We start from the raw sequence: 25229 nt of genomic DNA, 5'->3' as shown, positions 1-25229 counted from the left end.
GTCCCGGTTCGGCGTGATGAACGGCGACAGGCCCTCCAGGCGCAGATCCGCACCCGCCGGGATCGGCGCGGGCAGCACCGGCCGGGGCAGCGCCACCGTCCCGCGCGCGGCCTCCACGCTCCTGCCCGCCCGCAGCAGGCCCGCCAGCCACCCATGCCCGCGGCGAGCGCCAGTGCGCCGCCCGACACCAGCACGAACCGCCGCCCTACCAGACCGCTCCCTGGCACTTCGGCACCATCCCGGCCGGTGACCGAGCCGTCCTTCGGTGGTACGGCCGCGGCGCGCAGCGTGAGCAGGACACCGGCCCCCACCAAGGCGCCCACGAAGGTGGGAGGCACGTCCCACGCAGAGGCACCGGGACGCGTCGCGCACGCGATCACGCCCACGATGGCGAAAGCGGCCAGGGCGCACACGCCGAGGCGGGGCCGGCGCCGGGCCGCCAGCCCGACGAGAACCGACGCGACCGCGATCACCAGGGCGATCCCGGCGAGCAGGACCGCCGCCGCGACGGCCACAACACCGCCGAGCGCACCACTCCATAGGGCCCCTGCTTCGTTCACACCCTCTGTTCGGAGCACGTGACGTCTCGGATTGGCCACCCACGGAAATCCTTCGGGAACTCGGCAGGCCCGCCTTTGGAGCAGCAAAGAAACGGCTGCCCGCGCGAGTACACGATCGCGGCGATGCGCCATGACACCCGCGTTACCAGGGCGATCTCCACGCAGGAGACTTTGACATTCCACGGTCTGGGAGGCGTCGGGCACCGGGACGCTCGGGGCTACCGTCGTGGCATGCATGTTCTGGTGACGGGTGGTGCGGGATTCGTCGGATCGGCCGTCGTCGCCCGGCTGGTGGAACGGGGACACAGGGTCCGCGTGCTGGACGCTCTCCTGCCGGCCGTGCATCCGGAGACGACCTGCGGCCCGCCCGGTGCCGAGTTCCGGCTCGGGGACGTCCGGGACGCCACCGTTGTCGAGTCGGCCCTGGACGGCGTCGACGTGGTGTGCCACCAGGCCGCGATGGTCGGGCTCGGCCTGGATCTGGAGGACGCGCCCGACTACGTCGGCTGCAACGACCTCGGCACGGCGGTGCTCCTGTCGGCGATGGCGAGAAAGAGGGTCACCGATCTCGTCCTGGCCGGATCGATGGTCGTCTACGGAGAGGGCCGGTACCTGTGCTCCCGGCACGGCGCGGTCGCGCCGGGACCGAGGGCCCGCGCCGATCTCGACGCGGGCCGGTTCGAGCCGCCGTGCCCGCACTGCGGCAGGCCCCTGATATCCGCTCTGGTCGGGGAGGACGCCCCACTCGACCCACGGAACGTCTATGCCGCCTCGAAGGTCGCGCAGGAGCATCTGGCTGCGGCATGGGCACGGGCTTCGGGAGGGCGGGCGCTGGTGTTGCGATACCACAACGTGTACGGGCCGGGGATGCCGAAGGACACGCCGTACGCGGGCGTCGCGTCGCTGTTCCGGTCCGCGCTCGCGCGCGGTGAGGCGCCGAGGGTGTTCGAGGACGGGGCGCAGCGCCGCGACTTCGTGCACGTCACCGATGTCGCGGGCGCGAACATGGCGGCCATCGACGCGGTCGGGGAGTTGCCCGAGGGATCGGTCCGGCGCTACAACGTCGGAAGCGGCACCGTGCGCACCATCGGGGAGATGGCCGCGGCGCTCGCCGGCGCCTGGGGCGGGCCGGCGCCTGTGGTGACGGGTGAGTACCGGCTGGGCGACGTCCGGCACATCACCGCGGACTCGGCCCGGCTCCGGCGCGAGCTGGGGTGGCGCGCGCGGACTCCGTTCGAAGAGGGCGTCCGCGCGTTCGCGCGGGAACCCCTGCGCGGTGAGTGACCGCCTGGACCGCGGAGCCCCGGCGCGGGCGGGGACCTCGGCCCCGCTTCCGGCGATCACGATCAGACCCTTTCCTTCCCGAAACCGTGCTCTATCGAATGGAAGGGCGGGTAGGGCGTAGCCCGCCGACGGGGCTCCGTGGCGGCTTCCGGACCGGCCCTTGGCGATCTCGTCTATAGCGTGAGACGTATGAGCGTCGACGTGGTGCTGCCCTGCCTGGACGAGGCGGACGCTCTGCCGTGGGTACTGGCGCGTGTCCCCGCGGGCTGGCGGGCGATCGTGGTGGACAACGGTTCGACCGACGGCTCCGCGGCGATCGCCCGGCGGCTCGGTGCGCACGTGGTCCATGAACCCCGGCGCGGATTCGGAGCGGCCTGCCACGCCGGCCTCCTGGCCGCCACCGCCGAGATCGTCTGCTTCCTGGACTGCGACGGGTCACTGGACCCCGCCCAGCTGGACCGGGTCGTCGGGCCGGTCGCGCGGGACGAGGCCGATCTCGTCCTGGCCTGGCGGCAGCCCGTCTCACGCGGCGCGTGGCCGGTGCACGCCCGGCTCGCCAACGCGGAGCTCGCTCGGCGTCTGCGCGCCCGGACGGGGGCGCCCCTGCACGATCTCGGCCCGATGCGCGCGGCCCGCCGCGCCCGCCTGCTCGCGCTCGGCCTGGGCGACCGGCGGTCGGGCTATCCGCTGGAGATGGTCTTGGCCGCTTCCGCCGCAGGAATGCGGATCGCCGAGACCTCGGTCGACTACCGTCCCCGCAAAGGCAGGTCGAAGGTCACCGGTACGCTGCGCGGCACCCGCCAGGCCGTCACCGACATGCGCACGGTCCTGGCCGCGCCCCTTCCCACCCTGCTGGTCATCGCCAAGGAACCCCGGCCCGGACGGGTGAAGACCCGCCTGACGCCTCCATACACGCCCGAGCAGGCGGCCACTCTGGCCGAGGCCGCCCTCTCCGACACCCTCTCCGTCCTCGGCACGGTGCCGGCGGGTCGCCGGATCCTGGTGCTCGACGGCAGGCCGGGCCCCTGGACGCCGCCAGACTGGCAGGTGGCCACGCAGTCTTCCGGAAGCCTCGACATGCGGCTGGCCGCGGCGTTCGACGCCGCGGCCGACGGAGCTCCTGCCCTCCTGGTCGGCATGGACACCCCGCAGATCCGCGGCGAGGACATCGCGGCACCGCTGGCCCCGGCGGCCCGGCGCGGGGCGGATGCCTGGTTCGGGCCCGCCGAGGACGGCGGCTTCTGGGCCCTCGGCCTTGCCGACCCCCGCGCGGCCCCACCGCTGCTGCTGGGCATTCCCATGTCGACCTGCCGGACGGGCGCGATCCTGCTGGACCGGATGACGGCGGCCGGTCTGCGTGTGCGCCGCCTACCGGTGCTCACCGACGTCGACACCGCGCGGACCGCGGCGGCTGTGGCCCGGACGGCTCCCGAGACCCACTTCGCCGCCCGCTGGCGTGAGTTCGCCGGTGTCACGCGATGAGCGGACGCGCGGCGCTTCCTGCGTGGTCCGGTGACGACCCGTTCACCGCGGCCGTCGCCTCGGGCACGGAACCGTTGTGGCTGCGCGAGCAAAGCGGCCGAACCCACCCGCTGGACGTCGCACGGTGGTTCGGCCCGGCCGAGTCGGCGGATCTGGGGCTGCTGGAGCGCTCGCGCGACGAGGGAGGCCCTGCCCTGGACGTCGGGTGCGGCCCCGGTCGGCTCGTCGCCGCGCTGCTCGCCCTCGGTGTCCCTGCGCTGGGCGTCGACATCGCCTCGGCGGCGGTCGCGCTGGCCCGGGCCCGGGGCGGCGCGGCGGTGCGCCGGTCGGTCTTCGATCCGCTGCCCGCCGAGGGGCGCTGGGCCTCGGTCCTGCTCGCGGATGGCAACATCGGCATCGGCGGAGATCCGTCGCGGTTGATCCGCCGGGTCGCCGATCTGCTGGCCCCCGGCGGGCTCCTGCTCGCCGAGGTGGAGGCCGATGACGTCGACGAATGCCTCACGGTCCAGGTCGAGGACGGCACCGGGCGGTGCGGCCCGACCTTCGCCTGGGCTCGGCTCGGCCCGGACGCGGCGGCCCGCCACGCAGCAGCCTGCGGTCTCACCGAAGTGGAGCGCTGGTCGATCCATGGGCGATGCTTCGCCGCCTTCCGGTCCTGACCGCCTGGCCCGCCGCGACCACGACGGCCGCGGTCCCGAAGACGACGCCGTGGGGCCAGCCGGAGTGAAGGTAGGAGATCTGCGCCGCCACCGGCACGGCCAGCCATTCCCAGCGGCCGTCGAGGACGACGAGCGCGACGATGAGCAGTCCGTACCAGGGATAGGACGGCGTCAACGCCAGCAGCGCGACGCCGGAGACCAGAAGCGCCCCTCGCCAGGGACGCCTGTCGTCGCCGCTCCGCAGCACGTACAGGACGGCCGCTGCCACGACGACTACGGCCGCGCCCGCGGCGAACCTGTCCGGCACGACCAAGCGGATCAGCGCGAATCGGGCCGAAGCCTCCGAGTCGTACCCTTCCTCCGCAAGGTAGCCCCCGAGATATCCGAGCACGCCCTTACCCGACATCAGCGCGTAAGGCAGGTAGACGAGCGCGCAGACGGCCGCCGCCGTCCCGGGCACGACGAGGTCTCCGGGCCGGGGCCTGCGGGCCAGGACGCCCGACATCGCCCCGGGGACCGCCAGGGCGGGCAGGATCTTCGTGGCGATGGCCGCGCCGAGCAGGGCCCCACCCGCCGCCCGGCGGCCACGGGCCGTCGCGGCGAGGCCTGCGACGGCGAGCAGAGCGCCCAGCACGTCGACGTGCGCGTCGTTCACAGCCCACAGCGCCACACCCGGGAACCAGCCCCACAGAGCCGCCTGCCAGCGCCGATCCGGTGGCAGCAGCCGAAGCAGCAGAACGCACAGGACGAGCGCCGACACCGCACCGCCCAGCTGTGCCGCGCGCACGCCGAACCGCCCGCCGAGCCCGTACAGCACAACGAAATAGCCCTGGGCGACGGGCGGGTAGATCGTCGGCACGGACGGCCGGTTCACATGACTGCAGAAGCCGGGCCGGGCACGGCGCAGGTCCCAGCCCTCGCATGCCGGGCCGGGCGGGAACAGTTCGGGGGCCCGCGCGCGAAGCGCCGCCAGCCTCGGGTCGTCCGGAGGGTGGGCGTACGGCGACAGACCCGCGACCTGGACCCGGCCGTCCCACAGATACCGGTAGGCGTCGTCGCTGGTCCGCGGCGGCCGGAGCAGGCCCGTCGCCAGAACCGCGAGGCAGCCGACGAGGACGGCCGCGGTGACGAGCCCCGGCCGCACCCGCCGCAACGCCGCGACAGAACAGCCGAAGAGCACGAGGTCGACCGGATACCACAGGTCGAGCGGGCCCGAGTGCCCGAGCGTCCCGCCGCCGGTGACGGTCCGGGCGAGCGCGAGCACGAGAGCGGCCACCAACACCGGCACGACGGCCACGGCACGCCGGTCTGGAGCGCTCACCCGGCCAGCCTGCCAGCGACCCGGCCCGGGATCCACGATCATGGGTGGCTCTTGGCACTTCACGGGAACGCCATTTCACTTCTGTGCACCGCCGCGGTGATCCGATGAGAACGTGAGGATTCCCACGCCGCCCACCGCGCTGCGCCGCGGTCCGCTGCGCGAGGGCGCGTTCCCGTCCCCGCTGCACGAGCCGCGCACCGCCGTCGCCATCGGTCGCTGGCTCGGCGCGGCGCTCGTGGTCTGCCTGGTCACCGGGCTGATCAGCCACGCCCTGCAGGACTGGCACCTGCCCTTTCCCAGCCGTCCGGTCAACGGCTATCGCTTCACCCAGGGCCTTCACGTGATCAGCGGGACGGCGATGATCCCGCTGCTCGGCGCGAAGCTCTGGACGGTCTACCCGCGGCTGTTCGCGTGGCCGCCCGTGCAGGGCGTACTGCACGGTCTGGAGCGCGCCGGCATCGCGCTCCTGGTGTCCGCGGTGCTGCTGGAGTTGTGCACCGGCCTGGTGAACGCCGTGCAGTGGTACCCGTGGCCGTTCCCGTTCCGGCAGACGCACTTCTGGCTCGCCTGGATCGCGGCGGGCGGCCTGCTCGTCCACCTCGCCGCGAAAGCGCCGCTCATCGCGGCGAACTGGTGGCGCGCACGGGTTCCCGCCGTGCCCGCCCGGCGCGGCTTCCTGTTCAGCGTGGCGGCCGCGACCGGCCTGGTGACCGCGGTGACCGCCGGCCAGACGGTGCCGTGGCTGCGGCGGCTCGTCCTGCTGGCGCCGCGCCGCCCCGACATCGGGCCGCAGGGCCTGCCGGTCAACAAGACCGCCGCGCAGGCCGGAACGACGACGACCCCGGCGGACTGGCGGCTGTCCGTCGACGGGCCGCGCCCGTTCGCCCTGGACCTCGCCGAACTCGCCGCGCTTCCCCAGCGCACCGTCCGGCTGCCGATCTCGTGCGTCGAGGGATGGAGCGCGATGGCCACGTGGACCGGCATCCGCCTCTCCGACCTCCTCGACCGGGCCGGCATCGCCCACGACGCCACGGTGCGCGTCACCTCTCGGGAGCAGCAGGGCGACTACCGCGTCACCGAGATGGCCGCCACGTACGCGCGCGACCCGCTGACCCTGCTCGCGCTGCGCGTCAACGGCGAGATCCTCGCACCCGACCACGGCCACCCGGCCCGGATCATCGCGCCGAACCGGCCCGGCGTGCTCCAGACCAAATGGGTCGACCGGCTGGAAGGGCTGTGATGCGCGGGATCAGGATCGCCCTGCTCATTGCTGGACTCGCCGCCATCGTCTTCGGCTCCTTCGGCCTGCTCCTCGATCCGATCATCGACGTGTGGGGCGTCCTCGCCTGGGCGATCGGAGCGGTCGTCGTCCACGACGGCATGTGGATGCCGTTCACCGCCCTGGTCGGCGCGGTGGTCGCCCGCGACACGGCCGTCCGATACGGCATGGTCGTGGCGGCGGCGCTGACCGCCGTCGCCCTGCCCGTCGTGCTGCGAGAAGGCGACGACCACGGCAACGGCTCGCTGCTGCCGCTGCCCTACACGCGGAACCTCGCGGCACTGCTCGCCTGCTGCGCCGCGGCGGTCGCCGCAGTGGAACTCCTCAGACGCCTTCGAGCCCGTCGAGCGCGTGCGAGCAGACGCAGTCCCTGACCTCCGGCAGGAGCACGACCGCCGCCACCAGGACGTCCCGCATCCGCCCGACGTTCCGGCCGAAGGCCGCGAACACCTCAGCCTGGGTGACGCCCTCACCGTGCTCGACCCCGGCGTCGAGATCGGTGACCAGATTGACCGATGTGTAGCACAGGCCCAGTTCACGGGCCAGGACGGCCTCCGGGTGCCCGGTCATCCCGACGACGGACCAGCCGCTGGCGGCGAACCACCGCGACTCGGCGCGCGTGGAGAACCGCGGACCCTCGATGACCACCATCGTGCCTCCGTCGACCGCCTCCCACGCCGCGCCACGCGCGGCGGACAGCACCGCTTCCCGGCCGGCCGGGCAATAGGGGTCGGCCATCGACACGTGCGAGACCGGCGGAACCGTCCCATCCGAAAGGGGCAGCCCGTCGTAGAAGGTCTGCACGCGGCCGCTCGTCCGGTCGACGAGCTGGTCCGGCACTACCAGCGTGCCGCCGCCGAACTCGGCGCGCAGCCCGCCGACCGCGCACGGGCCCAGCACCTGCGACACGCCCAGCGACCGCAGCGCCCAAAGGTTGGCCCGGTAGTTGATCCGGTGCGGCGGCACCCCATGCTCCCTACCGTGCCGCGGCAGGAACGCCACACCCCGGCCGCCGACCTCCCCGATCGCCACCATGTCGCTCGGCGGCCCGTAGGGCGTCTCCACGACCATCTCTTCCACGCCGTCCATCAGCCCGTACAACCCCGAACCGCCGATGACCCCGACCTCGGCCCGCATCGCACCCCTCTCATGGACCCCCCCGAAGGAGGCACACTAAAGTCCACGTACATCAGCGCCGCCCAGGCGGACTCGCGAAGAACGGGCATCCATGGCCGCATTCTGAACCGGTGATGACCGTCCGGACCAGTTACCCCGGCCCGACGGGCGGTTCCGGGATCTCCACCGGGCTTCTGGGGTGGACGTCCGCGACTGCATCCCGGCGCGTATCTCCCGCCGCTGATAGGTCCCGAACGTGTTGATCGACACGTCCAGGCCGACCCCGTCACGAACGCCGCCGTAACAAGGACGAGCAGGGGCGAGTGCAGTGCCGGCGTGGCCAACGGGGGGTGCCTCACTCCAACCGGTCAAACCATGTCCAGTGCAGGAAACCGGGACAGGCTTCCGTGCTCCTACCCGGTCAGAGGGCGACCGCGTAGGTGGTGGTGTCGGTGTAGATGTGCTTGTTGTTGCCGGCGAACACGTAGGACATCTGGCGGGTGCCGGCGGCGACGGGCCACGGATGCGGGGGAGGAGCCGGTGCCGCCGTCCGGGGACTCCCAGGCGTTCCAGGTGCCGTCGTCGTTGAGGTAGGTCTGGTAGAACTTCCCGTCCAGGCCGGTGATGATCACGCTGGGGGTGCCGAGGGAGTTGACGGCGGCGGCCGGTCCGCACTTGGTCTGGCCGCCCGGGATCTTGGTCCAGGACGTCGCCCAGGCGCCGCCGGTCTTCTTGTTGACGTAGACGGCCTGGTCCTGGCCGACGACGAAGGCGTACAGGGTGCCGTCGGTGGTGAGGACGGCGGCGGGCGGCAGGGTGGTAAGCATGCCACCGGGGATCTCGGTCCAGCTCATGGGGGACTCCTTCTTGCCGAGGTGTCGCGTTGCGGTCAGAGTGCGGTGAAGGTCCAGGTGTCGGTGCCGTTGAGTTCGGTGAGGCCGGTGGTGGTGCAGGCCGTCAGGTCGAGGTTGGCGAAGGTGATGGTCTGGGTGACGGAGGCGCCCGCGAGGGTGCCGGTGGAGATGGTGCCGGTGGAGGTGCCGACTTTGGTGCCGTTGATGTTGGAGAAGCTGTTGGTGTAGTTCCAGGTGCTGGTGGTGGAGTCGTTCCAGTGCAGGGTCTCGGTGCCGGATCCGCCGCCGAAGAAGGTGGTGCAGGACTGGGTGGCGGTGCCGGAGAACGGGCCGGAGAAGCTGGTCAGACCGGGGTGGGTGAGGCTGAGGCAGGTCGTTGCTTCATCGGAGCCGCTGACGGCGACGGTCTGGCTGGTGTTGGTGATGCCGGGCGAGAACGCGACGGTGGTCGTCCCGACGCAGTTCACCAGGGTGAGCGCGGCGGCGGGACTCGCCACGGCGACCACCGCCGCTCCCACCAGGACCAGTGCGGACAGTCCGGCAGAGATGCTCTTCATGGAGATCTCCCTTCAGGAATGGACCGGGAACTCAGGGGGTGTGGTGGCCGGCGCGGCGGCGGAGCTCCTTCTTGTCGGGCTTGCCGGCGTCGGTGAGGGGGATCGCGTCTGTGAGGTCGACGTGGTCGGGTTCGTACATGGGGCCGCGGCCGTCGCGGATCAGGGCGCGCAGGTCGTCGGCCGTGGTGGAGGAACCGGGAGCGAGCACGACCGTGATGTGGACGCGTTCGATGCCGTCCTCGCCGCGGACGCCGTAGACGGCGCTGTGCCGGACATCGTGGTGGGTGGAGAGGAATTCCTCGAGTTCGGTGGTGTACACATGGCCGCCGACGACGGCGATCATGTCCTTGGCCCGGTCGACGACGGTGAGGTAGCCGCCCGCGTCGAGGCGGCCGAGGTCGCCGGTGAGGATCCAGCCGTCGACGAGGGTGGTGGCGGTGAGCTCGGGGTCCTTCCAGTAGCCCTCCATCATCTGGGGTCCGCGCGCGCAGATCTCGCCGACCTCGCCGGACGGCAGCGGCTTGCCGTCGGTGTCGCGGATCTCGACCTTGACGCCGGGCACGAGGCGTCCGGCGGTGCGCAGGACGTCGAGATCGTCGGGGTCGTGCTCGGCGGCGGGCAGCACGCTGATCGCGCCCGCTTCGAACTGGCCGTAGCCGTGCTGGAAGATCCGGCCGAACCGGCGGACGGCCTGCGCGATCCGGACGGGTGAGGACGGGGTGCCGCCGTAGGTGATCTGCTTCAGGCTGGAGGTGTCGGCCGTGCCGGGGTGGTCGAGGAGCTGGTAGAGCAGCGGGGACAGCAGCATCATGTGGGTGATCCGCTCGCGTTCGATCGTCGCGAGGATCTCGGCCGGGTCGAAGGTGTAGTGCAGATGGACCGTGCCGCCCGCGGCGAGGGCGAAGTCGGCGAGGAACCCGGCGGCGTGGGAGATCGGGGTGCACACCAGGTCGCGGGGCGCGTCCCCGGCGAACATGGCGGTCATCCGCGGGTCGAAGGCCGTCCGCTCGAAGGTGCTGCGCACGCCCTTGGGGTGGCCGGTGGTGCCGCCGGAGTGGCGGATGAAGCACAGGTCGCCGGGCTCGGCGAGACTCGGATGCGGGGCGTCGTCCTGCTCCGCGGCGAGCGCGAGCAGATCCTCGCCGGGCGCGCCGTCGCCGGCCGGCCCGAGCACCAGCACCAGTTTCACCGGCGCGAGCTCGGCCAGCCGTGCGACCCGCTCGGCCAGGTTCGGGTCGACGATCAGGACGGTGGTCTCCACGTCCCGCATCATCCTGGCCTGAACATCCGGCGCGAGCCGGTTGTAGAGGTGGTTGTAGTGCGCGCCGAGCAGGTTGACCGCGTACCGGGCGGCGATCGCCTCCGCCAGGTTCCCCGACAGCAGCGTCACCGTGACGCCCCTGTGCACCCCGCGCAGCCAGAGCGCCCGCGCCATCCGGTACACCAGCGCGCGGAACTCCACCGCGTCGAACCGGACGCCGTCCGCCACCAGCACGGGTCCCTCCGGCGCCAGCCCGCCGAGCACCGACTCCACATACGTGCGGAACGCCATACCGATCTCCTCTTCCAATGTCCTCGGGCACCGAGTTCTCGATGCCCACTTCTGATCTCGTTCGGCCGGGGGCTCCGCGCCGTGCGACGGTGCGGACCCCGGGACTGGGGTCAGCAGGTGATGATGAGCGAGGTGAGCGCCGTGCAGTTGGCGGTGTGCGTGTCGTTCCCTGCCGTCGGGTCGGCGGGGGTGCTGGTGGTGCGGGTGGCCGAGGCGGGGAGCGCGCCGAGGCCGAGGAGATTGAGGCGGGCGGTGAACGTGAAGGTGACGGGCGCGCCGGGCAGCGCGGACGTCGCCGACATCTCGTACTCGGTGAAGGAGCCCTGCGCGACGACGGTGTCGGCGAACGCGGCGCTCGACAGCCCGAAGACCCCAGCAGGGCGAGGACCGCCACAACAGCGGCACATCGGAGACGACGTGCTCTGCTCATCGGATTCCCTCCAGAACGCTGCGGTAGGGGCAGAACCGCAACTCTCAGGAATCCTTCTACGACACACCACGCACCACGGATAGCCGGTCTGATCTTGCCTCTCGGCCACTGATTTCAGACACTCCGGCTACTTGCGGAAAGCGTCCTCTCTAAGAGGAGGGCCTGGAGATGTTTCGTCAGGTACCGCCGACTTCGAATTGCCGGAACCTCCAACTGCCGGGCGGCGGCCGCGAGTTCTCGCCGGAGGCTCTCTCGGCGTTGCCGTGCGGTTTCCGACTCGGCCCAACGTGTCCAGCGAGCGAGCCACTCATCGAACCGCTTCGCGTCGAGGCCGGTCGGCACCTCGATCATCGGCATGCCCTCGGGCGCAGGCTCCGGATGCTGGGGCCGCAGCAGCTTCGGAACCACCGCGAGTCACCAGGAATCGAGACCGCGCGCAGTGCGGTTGAGCGGTTCGGCCGCGCGGACCAGTTCGCCCAGGTGGCCGGCGAGGCCGAGTGAAGCATCTCTGATCTTGGGATCTGACGGACCCACAAGGACCGCCTTTCGGTGGAGGGGGCCGCCAGCCCTCCAGAATTCGAAAGAACCCCGTCGTCCACAACGCAGTGGCCCGATTGGGACACCCAGGGTGAGATAACGCTGTCCCGCGAGAAAGCGGGATCCACTTCAGGCGTACAGCGGAGGTCTTGAGGGCTACCTGGAACTGCGTGCCTCGCTGGAACTCGCCCCCTGGGTCGGTGAGCCCTACGACCGCAGCAATCCGGTGGCCGCCAATTCCAGAACCATGAGCTTCGCCGATGGCCGGGGCCTGGCCTGGTAGCCGGGACGCACTGGGGCGTCCCGGCCCTTATCCCACAAGGTCGACGGCGTCGCGGCTGAGGCGTTCCGCAGGCGGCCTGGCGTTCCTTCTGCCGGGCCACCACACGCGGTCTCCCACGTCGATGATCAGGGCGGGGATGAGGAGCGTCCGGACCACGAGGGTGTCGAGCAGGACGCCGATGGCCACGATCGCGCCGATCTGGAGGGCCATCACGATCGGCAGGGTGATCAGGGTGGCGAAGGTGGCCGCCAGCACGATCCCGGCGCTGGTGATCACCCCGCCGGTGACCGTCAGGGCGGTCAGGACGCCCTGACGGTGGCCCCGGACGGCGACTTCCTCCCGTGCCCTGGTCATCAGGAAGATCGTGTAGTCGATGCCGAGGGTGACAAGGAACAGGAACCCGTAGAGCGGCAGCGACGGTATGAAGTGCGGATGCCCGAGGAGCTGCATCAGCAGCCCGGCCGCGCCCATCGCCGCGGCGAAGGAGAGGACCACGCTCGCGGCCAGCAGGATCGGGGCGACTACGGCCCGCAGCAGCAGGACCAGCACCGCGAGGACGACCACGAGGATCAGCGGGGGCACGACCAGGTTGTCGTGATGGGAGGCCCGTTCGACGTCGAGGGTGGTCGCGGTCTGGCCGCCGACCAGGGCGCCTGTGCCGTGGAAAGCGTTCCTGAGGCGGTCGACGGTGTCCTTGGCGGCCTCGGAGTCGGGCGGATCGGCGAGGACGGCGTCGATCCTGGCGGTCCGGCCGTCGGCGGAGATCACGGGTGCGCCCACCGAGGCCACTCCGCGGACCTTCGCCGCGCCCGAGACGGCCCCGGCGGAGTCCACCGGCCTCGCGTCGGTGATCACCCGGTATGGGTGGCCGGACCGCAGGAGATCGCAGATCTGAGCGGCTGGACGAGTGGCGCGCCGAGGTCGGCCTCGGACCGCACGCCGACTACCAGCGGCAGACCCGCAGCCAGTGATGGCGCAAGGCTCCCCGGGACATCCTGCTCGGCACGTCCTCCGACCCTCTCCTGCGAGGGCTCGCCGTGTGGTTCGGCAACATGGCCGGCTCGCCGGTGGCCCTCAGCCCGTGAGGAAAGATCCCTCGCGGCAAGCGCGGCAGACGAAGACGTAGCCCAGCTGACCGCCGAGGTTCATCGCCGTCTCCGCGGACATCCCCTCCTCCAGGTGTGCCGCAAATTCCATCGTGGCGGTGCAGGAGGGGCACACGGGTAGTCGGTCGTCCTCAAGGTAGGAAGGGCTGCCTCCGAGCGACCCGAGCACTTCGCGCTGCTTTCCGAATCGGTCTTCGGGTTCTCTTTTCCATCCCGAGCGTGCGAGGTCGTACGCGTCGGGCTCGATCCCGTCGTCGTCGGCCTCCTCGGGGTCGATCGTGACGATATGAGTGCGGATGGCCGAGGTGGCGGGAAGCAGCGTCACGCCCGCCTCGGGCACGGCCACTGGCAGCAGTCCTTCTTGGGGAAACAGGTAGACCCGGCTCGCGCTGGAGGTCGCCTCCCAGAATTCGCACGCGCCAGGGTTGTTCTGGCACACGAACACCGACAGGACAGCGCCCTCGGCGGGGAGATGGGCGAAGAACTGCAGCGGGCCTCCGCAGCCGCACACGGGCCAGGCGAATCCGGCCGGAGCCAGTGGCACGCCCCCGGTACGCGGGACGTTGGAATCGGCCGGCGCGGGGCCGTCATAGATCATCAGCGCTGCCTGCACATCGAGAGGCTACCGGCCGCCTGTGACAGGTCGGGGGACAAGGCGCCCTCGCACGCGACATCGCGAACGAGGTTTCGCTATCGCCCGGTCAGCCACCGACGCCACGATCGAGCCAAGCTCTCCACGGGGCCTCCACGGCGGCACCCTCCTTCACCACCGGACCCGGGGGTTGGGGAACAACCGTGCGAGATCGTGGGCTAAGTCGTTGCCGGTGAGGTGTGGGTGGGGTTGGCGCTCGGGAAGGATCTTGAAGTCTTGCCGCGGATAACGGAGCTCCAGAAGGCGTCCGGCATCATCGACGCCGCACGCCTGCGCGCCGAGCGGGTGGCCGGCAACGACCGGGTCGCACAGGGTGAGGCCTCGTCGGTGGAATCATTTATCCAGGCAGCCCATGGTGCGTCGGCTCAGCTTGCCGGGCGCGGTCGGTTGGGCGTGGTGATGGCCGGGAGCTTGGCAAGATCGACCTTCATCCGCTCCGTCCCGGATGACATCGACGTCGTCCCGCGGGAGGCCAGCGCCTTCTGGCTCATTCCTCCACCTGCACCGCTGACCTCCGCCGATCTTTTCTGGCCGACCCTGCGGCGCAGGAGAGCCGCAGACGAGATCTCACCGGTCACGATGGACATGATCCGCTTGCGCATCGCCAACCATGTCGTGGTGCTGGCCTCCTTCGAATGGGGCGAGCGGCCGGGCATCAACGCGAGTTCGCCCGATTCCTCCGCCGCGGTGCAGCCCCGGCCACGATGATCACTGCTGTAGCCGAGCCAGGAGGACCGGCGAACTCCTCGGCCAAGGCCTCGCCGTCACCGTCTACGACAGGCCCTGACCCGGCATCCGAGGCAGATGAACGCCAGAGAGACACCCGCGCCCTGACGGTGGCCGGTCATGACCGTGACGGCGGGGCCGTTGTCCCGAGCCCGGCTGTCGGCTCGTCTTGCTGATCGGGGGCTCTCGCAGGGGAGTTGCTAGACGACGTCCTGTGCGGATCCGAGGTGGGCCGCGCCGTCGGTGCTGGGCGGCCCGCCGGACTTGGCCGACTCCTGACGCCGCGCGGCCTGCAGAACGCGGCCGGACCACGTTCGGTCGGGGCAGGTCCAGGCGTCGACGGCGGCCGCAGACCGATGCGGTGACGCGGTCCGTGAGGGAGCACGCTCACCGCTCCAGCACGCACCGCAGACAGCCGTCTCGTCCTCGACCTCGGCACGATCCGAGGACCAGTCCCCCTGGCCTCGCACCGGTGGTGCTTCCCCGCGGGCGTGGAGGCGCATCTTCACGGCTGGGTCGTCAGAAGTCTCGGGTGGTCCACCGCTGACGGCGCCAGCCTGAGCAGGTCTCGAGGAACACGATGGTGTCGGCCTGCGACACGCACAAGGACGTGCTCCCGTTCGGCCGGATCTCGAAATCGCCGGGGCCACCCGCCCCAACCAGCGTCCATTGCCTCGAAGTGGGGAGAACGCACGGTGCGGTCTCCACGAGCGCGCCGTGCGCCTCGATCGGCGCGTACATGCAACGCTCGCCGGACGAAGCGCTGTTGACGAGCTGCAAAGCGGTCGAACTCCATCCCTGCAAGTACCAAATCTGTGCGTACCGCTGGTCGCATGGTGTGGCCTGTACGTGGAAGGTCGTGCCGTCCAGGCAGTCCCACGTCATCGTGTTCACGAGCGTGAATTTCAGCGGGTCGGCCGCGGCGGGCGGCGCGGTCGCCGCCACCGCTCCCGACGCCATCAGCAGCGCACCCAGCACCCGCCCGAAGACCCGTCCCATTGTTCTGGCCCCTTTCGACCCTGCTCCGTCCCCCGAACAGAACCGAACCTAAAGGCGTACCCCGGGAGGCGGCAGGGAGGAATGTCCCGTTTTCTGTCCCGGACTCCGGGTCTATTCAGCTAGAGGCTCTGCTTCATATTCGGTGGTAACGGAGCGTACGCAGCGGATATCCGTGGTTTGTGTTGGTTCTCGATGGCTGAGGGATCAACGCTTCGTTATCGGCAGCTCTCGCGGGGCGGCGGGAAGTGCGCGGATGTCCAGAACGAGGACAGCCACTCTGAGTTACCGCCGGATTCGCAACAGAGCAGACGCCCCGACCAGCCCGGACCGCACAGCGCGGGCCTTCATCACGGGTCACAGTCCTCGCACACCATGCCCTTCCCCCTGGAGGCACGGCTGCGGTGGTCGGCTGGGGCAACGCATGGTCGAAGTCGACCAAAGCGATTTTGTTGCGGAGTCTTGCCTCCCTGCCGATCGTCCGCCTTGCCGATCTTCGACCTGGGCTTGGTGTCACTCGGGTTGAGAGGGGGGCACCCTCTTCTGCGTCCTTCGTGCTGAGATCCGGGGCCCGGCATGCCTACCCGCGGTCCGAACGACCTGCTCCCTATCTGCTGAAGGAAGACATGGGCAACCGAGTCGAGCGACAGCGCAGTGCCTCTCTGACGGGGGATGCGGGCGTGCTGCCCAGCCGGTGCGCGGGCGCGCCGGTCTGATGGGCGGTCTCTGGACTCCGGTTTCTCTGCGCGGTTACCGGCGTTCCTGGCTGCGCGGCGATGTCGTTGCCGGGCTGACGGTGTGGGCGGTGCTGGTGCCGGAGTCCCTGGCGTACGCGACGATTGCCGGTGTCGATCCGGTCGTCGGCCTATATGCGGCACCGGCCGCGCTGCTGCTCTACGCGCTTTTCGGCAGTTCCCGGCATCTGGTGGTCGGGCCGATGTCGGCGACGGCGGCTCTGTCGGCGGCCGTCGTGGGCGGCGTGTCGGGAGGAGGTGGTGGCTTTGCGGCGCTCACCGCCGCGCTCGCCGTCGTCACCGGTGCCGTCGCGGTCCTCGCGGGGCTCGCCCGGCTGGGTTTCCTGTCCGGGTTCATCTCCGAACCCGTGTTGAAGGGCTTCATCGTCGGCCTCGCGCTCACGATCCTCGCGGGCCAGCTACCGAAGCTGTTCGGTGTGCCCAAGGGCGAAGGCGACTTCTTCGAGCAGATCTGGAGCCTGGTCACCCATCTGGGGCAGGCGAACGCCTGGACGACGGCGGTCGGCCTCCTGTCCCTGGTGCTCGTCCTCGCGCTCAAGCGATGGCTGCCTCTGGTCCCGGCCGCTTTGGTCGCCGCCGCCCTGGGGGTCACCGCGGCGGTGCCGTTCGATCTCAAAAGCCATGGTGTCGGGCTGGTCGGCCACATCACCAGTGGGCTTCCCTCGCTCGCCCTTCCCCATCTGCCTATCGGGGAATACCTTGCGCTGGCGGGCGGCGCGGTCGGCGTCGCGCTGGTCGGGTTCGCCGAGGGGCTCGGCGCGGCGAAGACCTATGCCGCGAAGGCCGGGTACGACGTCGACGCGAACCGGGAGCTGCTGGGGCTGGGGGCGGCGAACGTGGGCGCCGGATTCTGCTCGGGGATGCCGGTGAACGGGAGCTTGTCGAAGACGGCGGTGAACGGAGGGGCAGGGGCGCGGTCACAGGTGTCCGGGTTGACCGCCGCCGCCCTCACCGTCGTCACCCTGCTGTTCCTGACCGGCCTGTTCGAGAGCCTGCCGGAGGCGACGCTGGCCGCGATCGTCATCGCCGCCGTCGTCGACCTCCTCGACTTCCCCGCTCTGGCCCGTCTCTACCGGATCTGGACGAGTCGGCTCGGACAGATCTACGGGCCCGCCGCCCGCGCCGACTTCCTCGCCGCGCTCGCCGCTCTCTTGGGCGTTCTCGTGTTCGATACCCTGCCCGGCCTGTTCCTCGGCATCGGCGTCTCCCTGGTCCTGCTGCTCTACCGGGCGTCCAGACCGAATCTCACCGAACTCGGCCGGCTCCCCGGCGGAGCCTGGGTGGACCGGGATCGCAATCCTGAGGCGGAGACGGTGCCCGGCGTGGTGGTCGTCCGGGTCGAGGGAGGGCTGTTCTTCGCCAACGCCGACAGGATCCGCTCCGCCGTCCGCGCCATCGGAGCCCGTGACGACGTGTACGCCGTCGTCCTGGATGCCGGAGTCATTCCGTTCGTGGACGTGACCGCCGCCGAGATGCTCGCCGGCCTGCGCACCGACCTCGGCAGGACGAATGCCGCGTTCGCCGTTGCGCACGATGTCGGCCAGGTCCGTGATGTGATCGGCGAGGCGGACGGACGGGAGCGCGCCCGGCGGACCGTTGACGAGACCGTCGCCGCCGTCTTGCGACCCGACGAGACGTGAGCGCCCGGCAAGTACCCGCGGCTTGCGGCGCTCATGCTCCTCCGGGCGGGGCGTCGCCGTCGTCGCCGCTGCGCGCGTGCTCGCCTTTTCCGAAGGAAACGCGTGATCGGGTTGCCGCTCCCACCGCGTGGGCGCTCCGTTTGCCTCGCGATGGCCTTGGGCTGGGGCGATGGCGGAAATCTGCATGGCAGGGCCTGATCGGATCGAGGAGCTGCTGTGGACGCGATGCCGTCGATGAAGGACCGGACCGACTTCGAGAACGCGGAAAAGGGGTTCGTGGGGACGACGTCAGACAAGACGATCAAGGATGCCGGCGGCCGGGTCGTGTGGGACTTCGGGTCCTATGACTTTCTGGACGGGGCCTGTCCTGAGACGGTGAATCCGAGTCTGTGGAGGCAGTCGCAGCTCACCGCGAAGCACGGCCTGTTCCAGGTCGCCCACGGGATCTACCAGGTGCGCGGGTTCGATCTGTCGAACGTGACGTTCATCGAGGGCGAGAGGGGCGTCGTCGTCGTCGACCCGCTGCTGTCGGTCGAGTGCGCGCAGGCCGCGATCGCGCTGTACCGGGAGCACCGGGGCGACCGGCCGGTGACCGGGGTGATCTACACCCACTCGCACGCCGACCACTTCGGCGGGGTGCGCGGGGTCGTGCCGGAGGGGGCCGACATCCCGATCATCGCTCCGGCGGGGTTCCTGGAGCACGCGGTCTCGGAGAACGTCTACGCCGGGACCGCGATGAACCGGCGGGCGATCTACATGTACGGGGCCGAGCTGTCGCGGGGCGGTGACGGCCAGGTCGGCGCGGGGCTCGGCCAGACCACGTCCACGGGCATGATCTCGCTGATCGAGCCGACGCTCCTGATCACCGAGACGGGTCAGGACGAGACGGTCGACGGTGTCCGGATCGTCTTCCAGCTCACACCGGGCACCGAGGCCCCGGCGGAGATGAACTTCCTCCTGCCCGAGCACCGGGCACTGTGTATGGCGGAGAACGCCACCCACACCCTGCACAACGTGCTGACGCTGCGCGGCGCGCTGGTGCGCGACCCGCGGGTGTGGGCGCGGTACCTGACCGAGGCGATCGAGATGTTCGCGGCCGACTCCGACGTCCTGTTCGCCTCGCACCACTGGCCCACCTGGGGGACGCAGGAGCTGACGGAGTTCCTGTCACTGCAGCGGGACCTGTACGGCTACCTGCACGACCAGACGCTCCGGCTGCTCAACCAGGGCTACACCGGCGTGGAGATCGCCGAGATGATGGAGCTCCCGCCGGCGCTCGCGCGGGCCTGGCACGCGTGCGGCTACTACGGTTCGGTCTCCCACAACGTCAAGGCGATCTACCAGCGGTACATGGGCTGGTTCGACGGCAATCCCGCGCACCTGTGGGAACTGCCCCCGGAGGAGTCGGCGCGCAGGCACGTGCGGGCGATGGGCGGCGTCAAGGCCGTCCTCGACCAGGCCGAGGAGGCGGTCGAGGCCGGTGACCTGAGGTGGGCCGCCCAGCTGCTCAACTACGCGGTGTTCGCCGAACCGTCCGGCACCGCCGCCCGCGAGATGCTCGCGACGGTCTACGACCGGCTCGGCCACGGCTGCGAGAACGGCACCTGGCGGAACTTCTACCTGCAGGGCGCCGCCGAACTGCGCGGGCACAAGCCGCCGAACACGCTCGACACCTCCAGCCCCGACGTCGTCGGAGCGCTGAGCGTCGAGCAGGTCTTCGACTCCGTGGCCATCCGGGTCAACGGCCCCCGCGCCTGGGACACCCGCCTGTCGATCGACTGGAACCTCACCGACGTGAAACAGGAGATCCGGACCAGCCTGGCCAACGGCGTCCTCACCCAGACCAAGGCACACGACGGCACCGCCGCAGACCTCATGGTGACCCTCACCAAGCCGCAACTGCTCGGCCTGGTGGCGAACGGCGACCTCGCCGGACTCCAGACCTCAGGAGACACCGGCGCCCTCACCACCCTGAAGGGACTGCTGGACGAAGGCGACCGGGACTTCGACATCGTCACACCCTGACGGTCCCTCACCTGCCCGCCCGCCGCGACGAACGCGGCGGGCGCCGCCACCTGAAGGAGCGCCGATGCTGGACCGGGGCGGGCTGGTTCGTCCTGGGCGGCGCGACCGCGGTCGTCGCCATCGGGCTCCTGGCCTCCCTCGCCGTGCCGGGCTCCTACCACCTCATGGACAACGACCAGATCTCCGGCCGCACCACACCCGGCCTGGCCGACCTGCTCGCCGCCGCCGGTCGACGACCTGCTCACCCGCCTGGAGACCGTGCTGCCCCAAGGCACTCCGGTCGTCGTGGAGACGACCCGAGGGCGCGTGATCGACGCGGGCGCGACCAGGGCCTAGCGGTCATGCGATGTTCCCTCTGCGGAAGGAGTTGACGGCGTCGATGACCCGCAGATGGAGGTGGTCGGCGCCGATGCGCTCCTCCAGCCCGGTCTCCCGCAGCAGCGTCCGCAGCGGGGTGCGGACCCGGGCCAGGGCGAGGCGCGTGCCGTACTCCTCCAGGTCGTCCAGGACCCGGTGCAGGACTTCGACGCCGGTGGTGTCCATGTCGTACATGGCCTCGGCGTTGACGACCACGAGCCGGACCGGCGGGTCGGCCTCCTGGACCAGACGGCGCAGGTCCTCACGCAGGGTGTCGGCGTTGGCGAAGTACAGCGGCGCGTCGAACCGGTAGACGACCAGACCGGGGAGCGTCTCGGCGTCGGTGAAGTTGGTGATGTCGCGGTAGGCCTCGCTCTCACCTGTCCGGCCCAGGACCGCGGTGTAAGGCATGATCGAGCGCCGCAGCACCTCCAGCAGCGACACCACGACCCCCACCACGATGCCCGCCAACACGCCCAGCACCAGGACGCCCGCCGCGGTGACGGCGGCCATCACCAGGTCGGAGCGGCGCAGCCGCCACAGCCGCCGGAACTCGGCCACGTCGAAGAGACCGACCGCGGTGACGATGATGAGCGCGCCGAGCGCCGCGTGCGGCAGATCCCGCACCAGCGGAAGCAGCGCCGCCGACGTCAGCGCGACGGCCCCGGCCGCGACGACCCCGGCCAGCTGGGTGCGGGCGCCGGAGGAGGCCAGCAGCATGCTGCGCGAGGTGCTGCCGTTCGGCGGGAAGCCCCCGAACAACCCGGAGACGGCGCTGGCGGCCCCCAGCCCGAGGAACTCCTGCCGCGCGTCGGCGTCACGGCCCTTGGCCGCCTCGAGTGCGCGTGACGTCAGCACGGTGCCCGCGTACACCAGCAGCGCGATGCTGGCCGACGGGCCCAGCAGCGCGACGACGTCGGAGGCGCCCACGTCGGGCAGGTGCGGCAACGGCAGCCCGCCGGGCACGGTACCCAGAACGCTCAGGACATCGTCCAGCCCCGCGAGGGCAACGATGCCGGTCGCCAGAGCGAGCGCGATCAGCGGCCCCGGCAGCCGCGGCGCGAAACGCCGCAGGACCAGCAGGACCAGAGCCGTGAGACCCGCGCAGGCCACCGCGGGCCAGCTCACGTCGCCCAGGCAGGTCAGGACGCGTACTCCCTTGACCAGCGCGTGTCCCGTGCCTGCGTCGATCCCGGTCACCTTGCCCAGCTGGCTCAGCACGATGATCAGGGCGGAGCCCGCCAGATATCCGGTGAGCACCGGGGTCGACAGCAACCGCATCAACACCGAGGCCCGCACCAGGTAGCCCACCAGCAGCCAGCACGCGACCATGAACGCCAGCATCGACGCGACGGCCACATGCCGGGCCGGATCCGTCCCGGCCAGCGAAGCCGAGACGCTCGCGACCACGATCGCCACCGACGACTCCGGCCCCACGTTCAGCCCCCGCGTCGGACCGAGCACCGCGTACCCGAGCATCGCGCCGAACGCGGTGTACAGACCCGCCTGCGCGGGCAACCCGGCGAGCTGCGCATAGGCGAAGCCTTGGGGAATCACCACCGCCCACAGCGACAGCGCCGCCAGGACGTCCCCGCGCAGCCAACGCCGCCGGTACCGGCGAAGGGTCACGTACCCGGGTAGCGCCATCTCAGAGGCGCACCCGGCGAGGCTCCGGAACCGTCGGAACGGTCACTCGCAGCGCGACGGCCGCCGGGATGGCAGAGCCGGCAACGGGTGCCTCCGCCTCTGTGAGGATCACCGCTGCCACTCGACCCCGGCCCCGCTGCCTGTCCCGCCCGGCGAACACATCTCGGCCTCCCCGGTTCGACTTCGGCGACCTGACCCTCTGGATGGTCTGCCGCCCGATCGATCTCGGTAAACGGCGGCAGCGGATCATGGGACCCGTCTTGAACATCCCGGCGCTGAAACGAATGTCGTCGCGCCGGCACGAGCTGACTTGAGGCTTGGGGCAGGAGCCCCAGCGACTACGAGCGGCTCCATGACCGCCCGAGTCGAGCACCTGAGCATCACATCCGAACATGTCCGTGCGACGGGTGGAGCTCAGCTGCGCCTGTCGCTGCGGACGGCCGCCTTGGGCGGCTCAGCGGGGGGTGCGGAGGGCGTCGAGGACGGCGGTCAGTTCGGTGATGACGCCCGTGAGGGAGGTGGGGTCGCCGGCCAGGGTGACGGAGCGGAGTTCGTCCGGCTTGGGGAGGCGCTGGACGATGTCGGGCAGGGAGTCGACGAGGCGGGCCTGGATGCTTTCGGGGGTCTGCTCGTTGGCGACGGCGGCGCGGAGGCGTTCGCGCTCGACCTGGAGGAGGTCCAGGTCATGGGCGGCGCGGCCTCGGGTGGCGGCCAGCTCCAGTTCCGCCTCCGCGCGCAGGCGGGCGAGTTCGCGTTCCTGCTCGGCGCACATCAGGTCGGCGGCCGCCTCCTCCGCCTGGCGCTCGCGGCGCAACGTCAGCTTGTGCAGCGCCGTCTCCTGCTCCAGCGCGGCCATATCGCGGGCGTCGTCGTGCTCACGGTGGGTACGGCGCAGATTCTCGGCCGCCTCCGTGTCGAACCGGCGGGCCTCGTTGCGCGCCCGCAGCTCCGCCACTTCCCGCTCGTGCTCGATCCGCTGTGTCTCCTTCTGCCGGGCCGCCTGCATCTCCCGCTCGGAGATCGCCTCTTCGGCGGCGAGTTCGGCGATCCGGGCGATGCGGGCCTGCTCGGAGCGGTAGGGCTTCTGCAGGTTCTTCCACAGCGTGGTGGAGCTGACCACGGCCTCCTTGATCTGCACGGTGACGATCCGCAGGCCCAGCCCCTGGTCGGAGGTGTCCTCGCCCTCGGCGACCGCCCGGAGCCGGGCGGTGAGCTCCTCGATGATGGTCTGCTTGTCGCTGAGCACGTCGCGGACGGCCATCGTGGACACCTTGTCCTTGATGGCGGCCTCGGCCTGCTCCTTGAGCTGGAGGTTGACCAGCCGCATCGGGTCCTCGTTGTCGCTGAAGTCGAGCTTGCGGTAGGCCGTGCCGAAGTCCTGGATGATCCACTGCACGTAGCCCTGCACGAGAACGCCCTGAAGCTCCTGGCAGATGCAGTACGCGTTGATGAGGATGGTCTGCGTGGCCCCCGGAACGACCAGGAACGAGTCGGTGGCCGGGTTGTAGCGGAACGACACCCCAAGCCCGAGGTGCAGCGGCGCCGGCCGCCCCCGGCGCGTGTGCACCACGAACGCGTTCGGCGGCACGACGACCGTCTTCCAGCGCCACCACCCGCTGATCCGCACGTCCACCGGACCGGGACCGCCGGCGGTCCCCGGGGCCGCCACGGCGCGGAACGGAGCGCCGCCCGGTGCGGCGACCTTCGGCGGGACGGGCGGCGCCGCCCGCCGCGACCGCAGATCGCCCTCCAGCATCGCCTGCTGCGCGACCACCTGATCGAGGTAGCTGTTACCGCCCTCTTGCGTCATGCCGCCTCCCGTGTACCGGACCAGTGCCGATATGACGGACATCGCCAACGCCGGGTTCTCTCAGAATCCTCTCGAAAATGACACGACCCGCCGTCAGAGCACCCGGGACACGACTCCGCGCTCTCCAACAGGCGCTTGCACTGCTCACGGCGATGCCGAGGGACGGCCACCTCACCCGCAACCATCACTGAACAGCCCGGCAGTGCCGGGCCGGTGATCCCCATCGGTCCGGTGCTCTCGGCCGAGGATGCCCAGGAGGTGTCGGAGCGGCTCGCCGAGGGGCGCCTCGAACCCGCGTTGCTCGCGACCCGGCTGCGTCTCGGCCGGTGAGCAGGCACTGCCGTGCGGGCCAGCGGGCCGGGGTCGCCGGTGTTGCGTTAGAAAACGGAAATCATTATCGTTTTCGCCCGGAGCGGGTCGTCCACGACCTGCCGCAAGCGAATGCGGGATCATGCGGAAACAGCCCTGGGCGGTACGCCTCCTGCTGGTCAACCAGTTCGGCGTCAACACCGGCTTCTACCTGCTGATCCCGTACCTGGCGACGCACCTCACCGACAGCCTGGGCATGTCCGCGGCGCTGGTCGGCGTGGTGCTGGGCGTGCGCAACCTCAGCCAGCAGGGACTGTTCCTCATCGGCGGCAGCGCGGCCGACCGGCTCGGCGCGAGGCGCGTCATCATCGCCGGGTGCGCGCTGCGGGCCGTCGGCTTCGCCCTGTTCGCCCTCGGCACCTCGCTGCCGGTGCTGCTGGGCGCCGCCGCGCTCAGCGGGGTCGCGGGGGCGCTGTTCAACCCTGCGGTGCGCGCCTACATCGCCGTCGAGTCCGATGACAAGGCCGCGGCGTTCGCACTGTTCAACGTGTTCGCTCAGGCCGGCGCCCTGTTCGGGCCGCTGCTGGGCGCCGCTCCGCTGTTCGTGGACTTTCGCCTCTCCGCGCTGGTCGCGGCCGGAATCTTCACGGTCCTGACGGCGGCGCAGGCGCTGGCGCTCCCGGCCCGCGAAGTGCCGCCGAGAGACACGACGGTGCTGGGGGACTGGCGCCGCTGCCTGACCGACCGGCGCTTCCTCGCGTTCACCCTCGCCCTGAGCGGCATGTTCGCCCTGCAGAACCAGCTCTACCTCGTCCTTCCGCTCGCAGCCCGCGACGCGACCGGCCGCGCGGAGTCGGCCGCGCTGCTCTTCCTCGTCGGCACCGCAGCGACCCTGCTGCTCCAGGTCCGCATCACCCGGCAGCTGTCCTGCACGAAGAACCGGTACGCGGTGATGGCGGCAGGGCTCGCCGTCATGGGCGCCGGGTTCCTCGCCCCCGCGCTCCTGCCCGGCCTCGTTCCGGTGCTGCTCGCGGTCGTCTGCCTGGAGATCGGCGTGATCATCACCCAGCCGTTCGCCTACGCGCTGATCGGCGACGTGGGTGGAGAGCGCCTGTCGGGCACCTACTTCGGTGTCTTCTACCTCGTGTCCGGCGTCGTCGCCGCGGCCAGCACCGCCCTCATCGGAGCAGCGGAGGGCGCGGGCGCCTTCCTCTGCGCGGCCATCGGCCTGCTGTGCGCTCTCGGCGCGCTCGCCATCGGCCGACGTGCCGCGCTGCGGCCTGTCTGAACCC

At 71.0% G+C, this 25229-nt stretch carries 20 protein-coding genes; 9 read left to right on the top strand and 11 right to left on the bottom strand.

Going from position 1 to position 25229, the window contains the following annotated elements; all coding sequences use genetic code 11:
- Positions 1-791 precede the first annotated feature (791 nt).
- From EDD29_RS26360 to EDD29_RS26350, 3 genes are all read left to right on the top strand, one after another.
- Positions 792-1844, top strand: a complete 1053-nt coding sequence (locus EDD29_RS26360; RefSeq protein WP_123666970.1) for an NAD-dependent epimerase/dehydratase family protein — start codon at positions 792-794, stop codon at positions 1842-1844.
- Between the two features lie 189 nt (positions 1845-2033).
- A complete protein-coding gene (locus EDD29_RS26355; protein WP_123666969.1) occupies positions 2034-3326 on the top strand; it encodes a glycosyltransferase family 2 protein in 1293 nt (430 codons plus the stop codon).
- On the top strand, positions 3323-3985 hold the full coding sequence (locus tag EDD29_RS26350; protein WP_123666968.1) for a methyltransferase domain-containing protein: 663 nt from the start codon (positions 3323-3325) through the stop codon (positions 3983-3985). Before EDD29_RS26355 ends, EDD29_RS26350 begins: the two co-directional genes overlap by 4 nt.
- Here EDD29_RS26350 and EDD29_RS26345 read toward each other — a convergent pair.
- A complete protein-coding gene (locus EDD29_RS26345) occupies positions 3927-5306 on the bottom strand; it encodes a glycosyltransferase 87 family protein (RefSeq protein WP_170201583.1) in 1380 nt (459 codons plus the stop codon). The genes EDD29_RS26350 and EDD29_RS26345 overlap by 59 nt on opposite strands.
- A gap of 112 nt (positions 5307-5418) precedes the next feature.
- Here EDD29_RS26345 and EDD29_RS26340 point away from each other — a divergent pair, with 112 nt between their 5' ends.
- On the top strand, positions 5419-6546 hold the full coding sequence (locus EDD29_RS26340) for a molybdopterin-dependent oxidoreductase (protein WP_246053034.1): 1128 nt from the start codon (positions 5419-5421) through the stop codon (positions 6544-6546).
- Positions 6546-6959: a hypothetical protein gene (locus EDD29_RS26335; protein ID WP_211359909.1), complete on the top strand. Its 414-nt coding sequence runs from the start codon at positions 6546-6548 to the stop codon at positions 6957-6959. Before EDD29_RS26340 ends, EDD29_RS26335 begins: the two co-directional genes overlap by 1 nt.
- Here the strand turns inward: EDD29_RS26335 and EDD29_RS26330 are convergent.
- The 7 genes from EDD29_RS26330 to EDD29_RS26300 all read right to left on the bottom strand — a co-directional run bounded on the left by EDD29_RS26330 (position 6910) and on the right by EDD29_RS26300 (position 13633).
- The gene (locus EDD29_RS26330) at positions 6910-7722 is read right to left on the bottom strand and encodes an S-methyl-5'-thioadenosine phosphorylase (RefSeq protein WP_123666966.1); all 813 of its coding nucleotides are present in this window, start codon (positions 7720-7722) and stop codon (positions 6910-6912) included. The genes EDD29_RS26335 and EDD29_RS26330 overlap by 50 nt on opposite strands.
- Before the next feature lie 392 nt (positions 7723-8114).
- The gene (locus EDD29_RS26325) at positions 8115-8555 is read right to left on the bottom strand and encodes a DUF8189 domain-containing protein (protein WP_123666965.1); all 441 of its coding nucleotides are present in this window, start codon (positions 8553-8555) and stop codon (positions 8115-8117) included.
- Positions 8556-8590: 35 nt separating this feature from the next.
- Complete coding sequence (locus EDD29_RS26320; protein WP_123666964.1) at positions 8591-9112, bottom strand: hypothetical protein; 522 nt, start codon at positions 9110-9112, stop codon at positions 8591-8593.
- Positions 9113-9143: 31 nt separating this feature from the next.
- Positions 9144-10664 (bottom strand): AMP-binding protein, encoded by a 1521-nt coding sequence (locus EDD29_RS26315; RefSeq protein ID WP_123666963.1) that lies wholly within the window; start codon positions 10662-10664, stop codon positions 9144-9146.
- 110 nt (positions 10665-10774) lie between these two features.
- Complete coding sequence (locus EDD29_RS26310; RefSeq protein ID WP_123666962.1) at positions 10775-11071, bottom strand: hypothetical protein; 297 nt, start codon at positions 11069-11071, stop codon at positions 10775-10777.
- Positions 11072-11941: 870 nt separating this feature from the next.
- Positions 11942-12769, bottom strand: a complete 828-nt coding sequence (locus EDD29_RS26305; RefSeq protein ID WP_211359908.1) for an MMPL family transporter — start codon at positions 12767-12769, stop codon at positions 11942-11944.
- 219 nt (positions 12770-12988) lie between these two features.
- Positions 12989-13633, bottom strand: coding sequence for a YwqG family protein (locus EDD29_RS26300; RefSeq protein WP_211359907.1), 645 nt, complete (start codon positions 13631-13633; stop codon positions 12989-12991).
- 228 nt (positions 13634-13861) lie between these two features.
- On the opposite strand from EDD29_RS26300, the gene EDD29_RS26295 reads away from it, so the two are divergent.
- A complete protein-coding gene (locus EDD29_RS26295; RefSeq protein WP_148086103.1) occupies positions 13862-14380 on the top strand; it encodes a hypothetical protein in 519 nt (172 codons plus the stop codon).
- A gap of 537 nt (positions 14381-14917) precedes the next feature.
- Here the strand turns inward: EDD29_RS26295 and EDD29_RS26290 are convergent.
- Positions 14918-15397 (bottom strand): RICIN domain-containing protein, encoded by a 480-nt coding sequence (locus EDD29_RS26290; protein WP_123666959.1) that lies wholly within the window; start codon positions 15395-15397, stop codon positions 14918-14920.
- 712 nt (positions 15398-16109) lie between these two features.
- On the opposite strand from EDD29_RS26290, the gene EDD29_RS26285 reads away from it, so the two are divergent.
- The gene (locus tag EDD29_RS26285; protein ID WP_123670695.1) at positions 16110-17789 is read left to right on the top strand and encodes a SulP family inorganic anion transporter; all 1680 of its coding nucleotides are present in this window, start codon (positions 16110-16112) and stop codon (positions 17787-17789) included.
- Between the two features lie 225 nt (positions 17790-18014).
- A complete protein-coding gene (locus EDD29_RS26280; protein ID WP_211360343.1) occupies positions 18015-19814 on the top strand; it encodes an alkyl/aryl-sulfatase in 1800 nt (599 codons plus the stop codon).
- Between the two features lie 339 nt (positions 19815-20153).
- Here the strand turns inward: EDD29_RS26280 and EDD29_RS26275 are convergent, their stop codons facing one another.
- Together EDD29_RS26275 and EDD29_RS26270 are read right to left on the bottom strand one after the other, a co-directional pair.
- Positions 20154-21818, bottom strand: a complete 1665-nt coding sequence (locus tag EDD29_RS26275; protein ID WP_123666958.1) for a SulP family inorganic anion transporter — start codon at positions 21816-21818, stop codon at positions 20154-20156.
- Between the two features lie 454 nt (positions 21819-22272).
- The gene (locus EDD29_RS26270; protein WP_123666957.1) at positions 22273-23628 is read right to left on the bottom strand and encodes an SPFH domain-containing protein; all 1356 of its coding nucleotides are present in this window, start codon (positions 23626-23628) and stop codon (positions 22273-22275) included.
- A 451-nt stretch (positions 23629-24079) separates the two neighbouring features.
- On the opposite strand from EDD29_RS26270, the gene EDD29_RS26265 reads away from it, so the two are divergent.
- On the top strand, positions 24080-25225 hold the full coding sequence (locus tag EDD29_RS26265; RefSeq protein ID WP_123666956.1) for an MFS transporter: 1146 nt from the start codon (positions 24080-24082) through the stop codon (positions 25223-25225).
- The last annotated feature ends 4 nt before the right edge of the window (positions 25226-25229 follow it).

This window comes from Actinocorallia herbida, from assembly GCF_003751225.1.
GTDB lineage: Bacteria > Actinomycetota > Actinomycetes > Streptosporangiales > Streptosporangiaceae > Actinocorallia > Actinocorallia herbida.
This window is presented reverse-complemented; position numbering and strand designations above follow the sequence as displayed.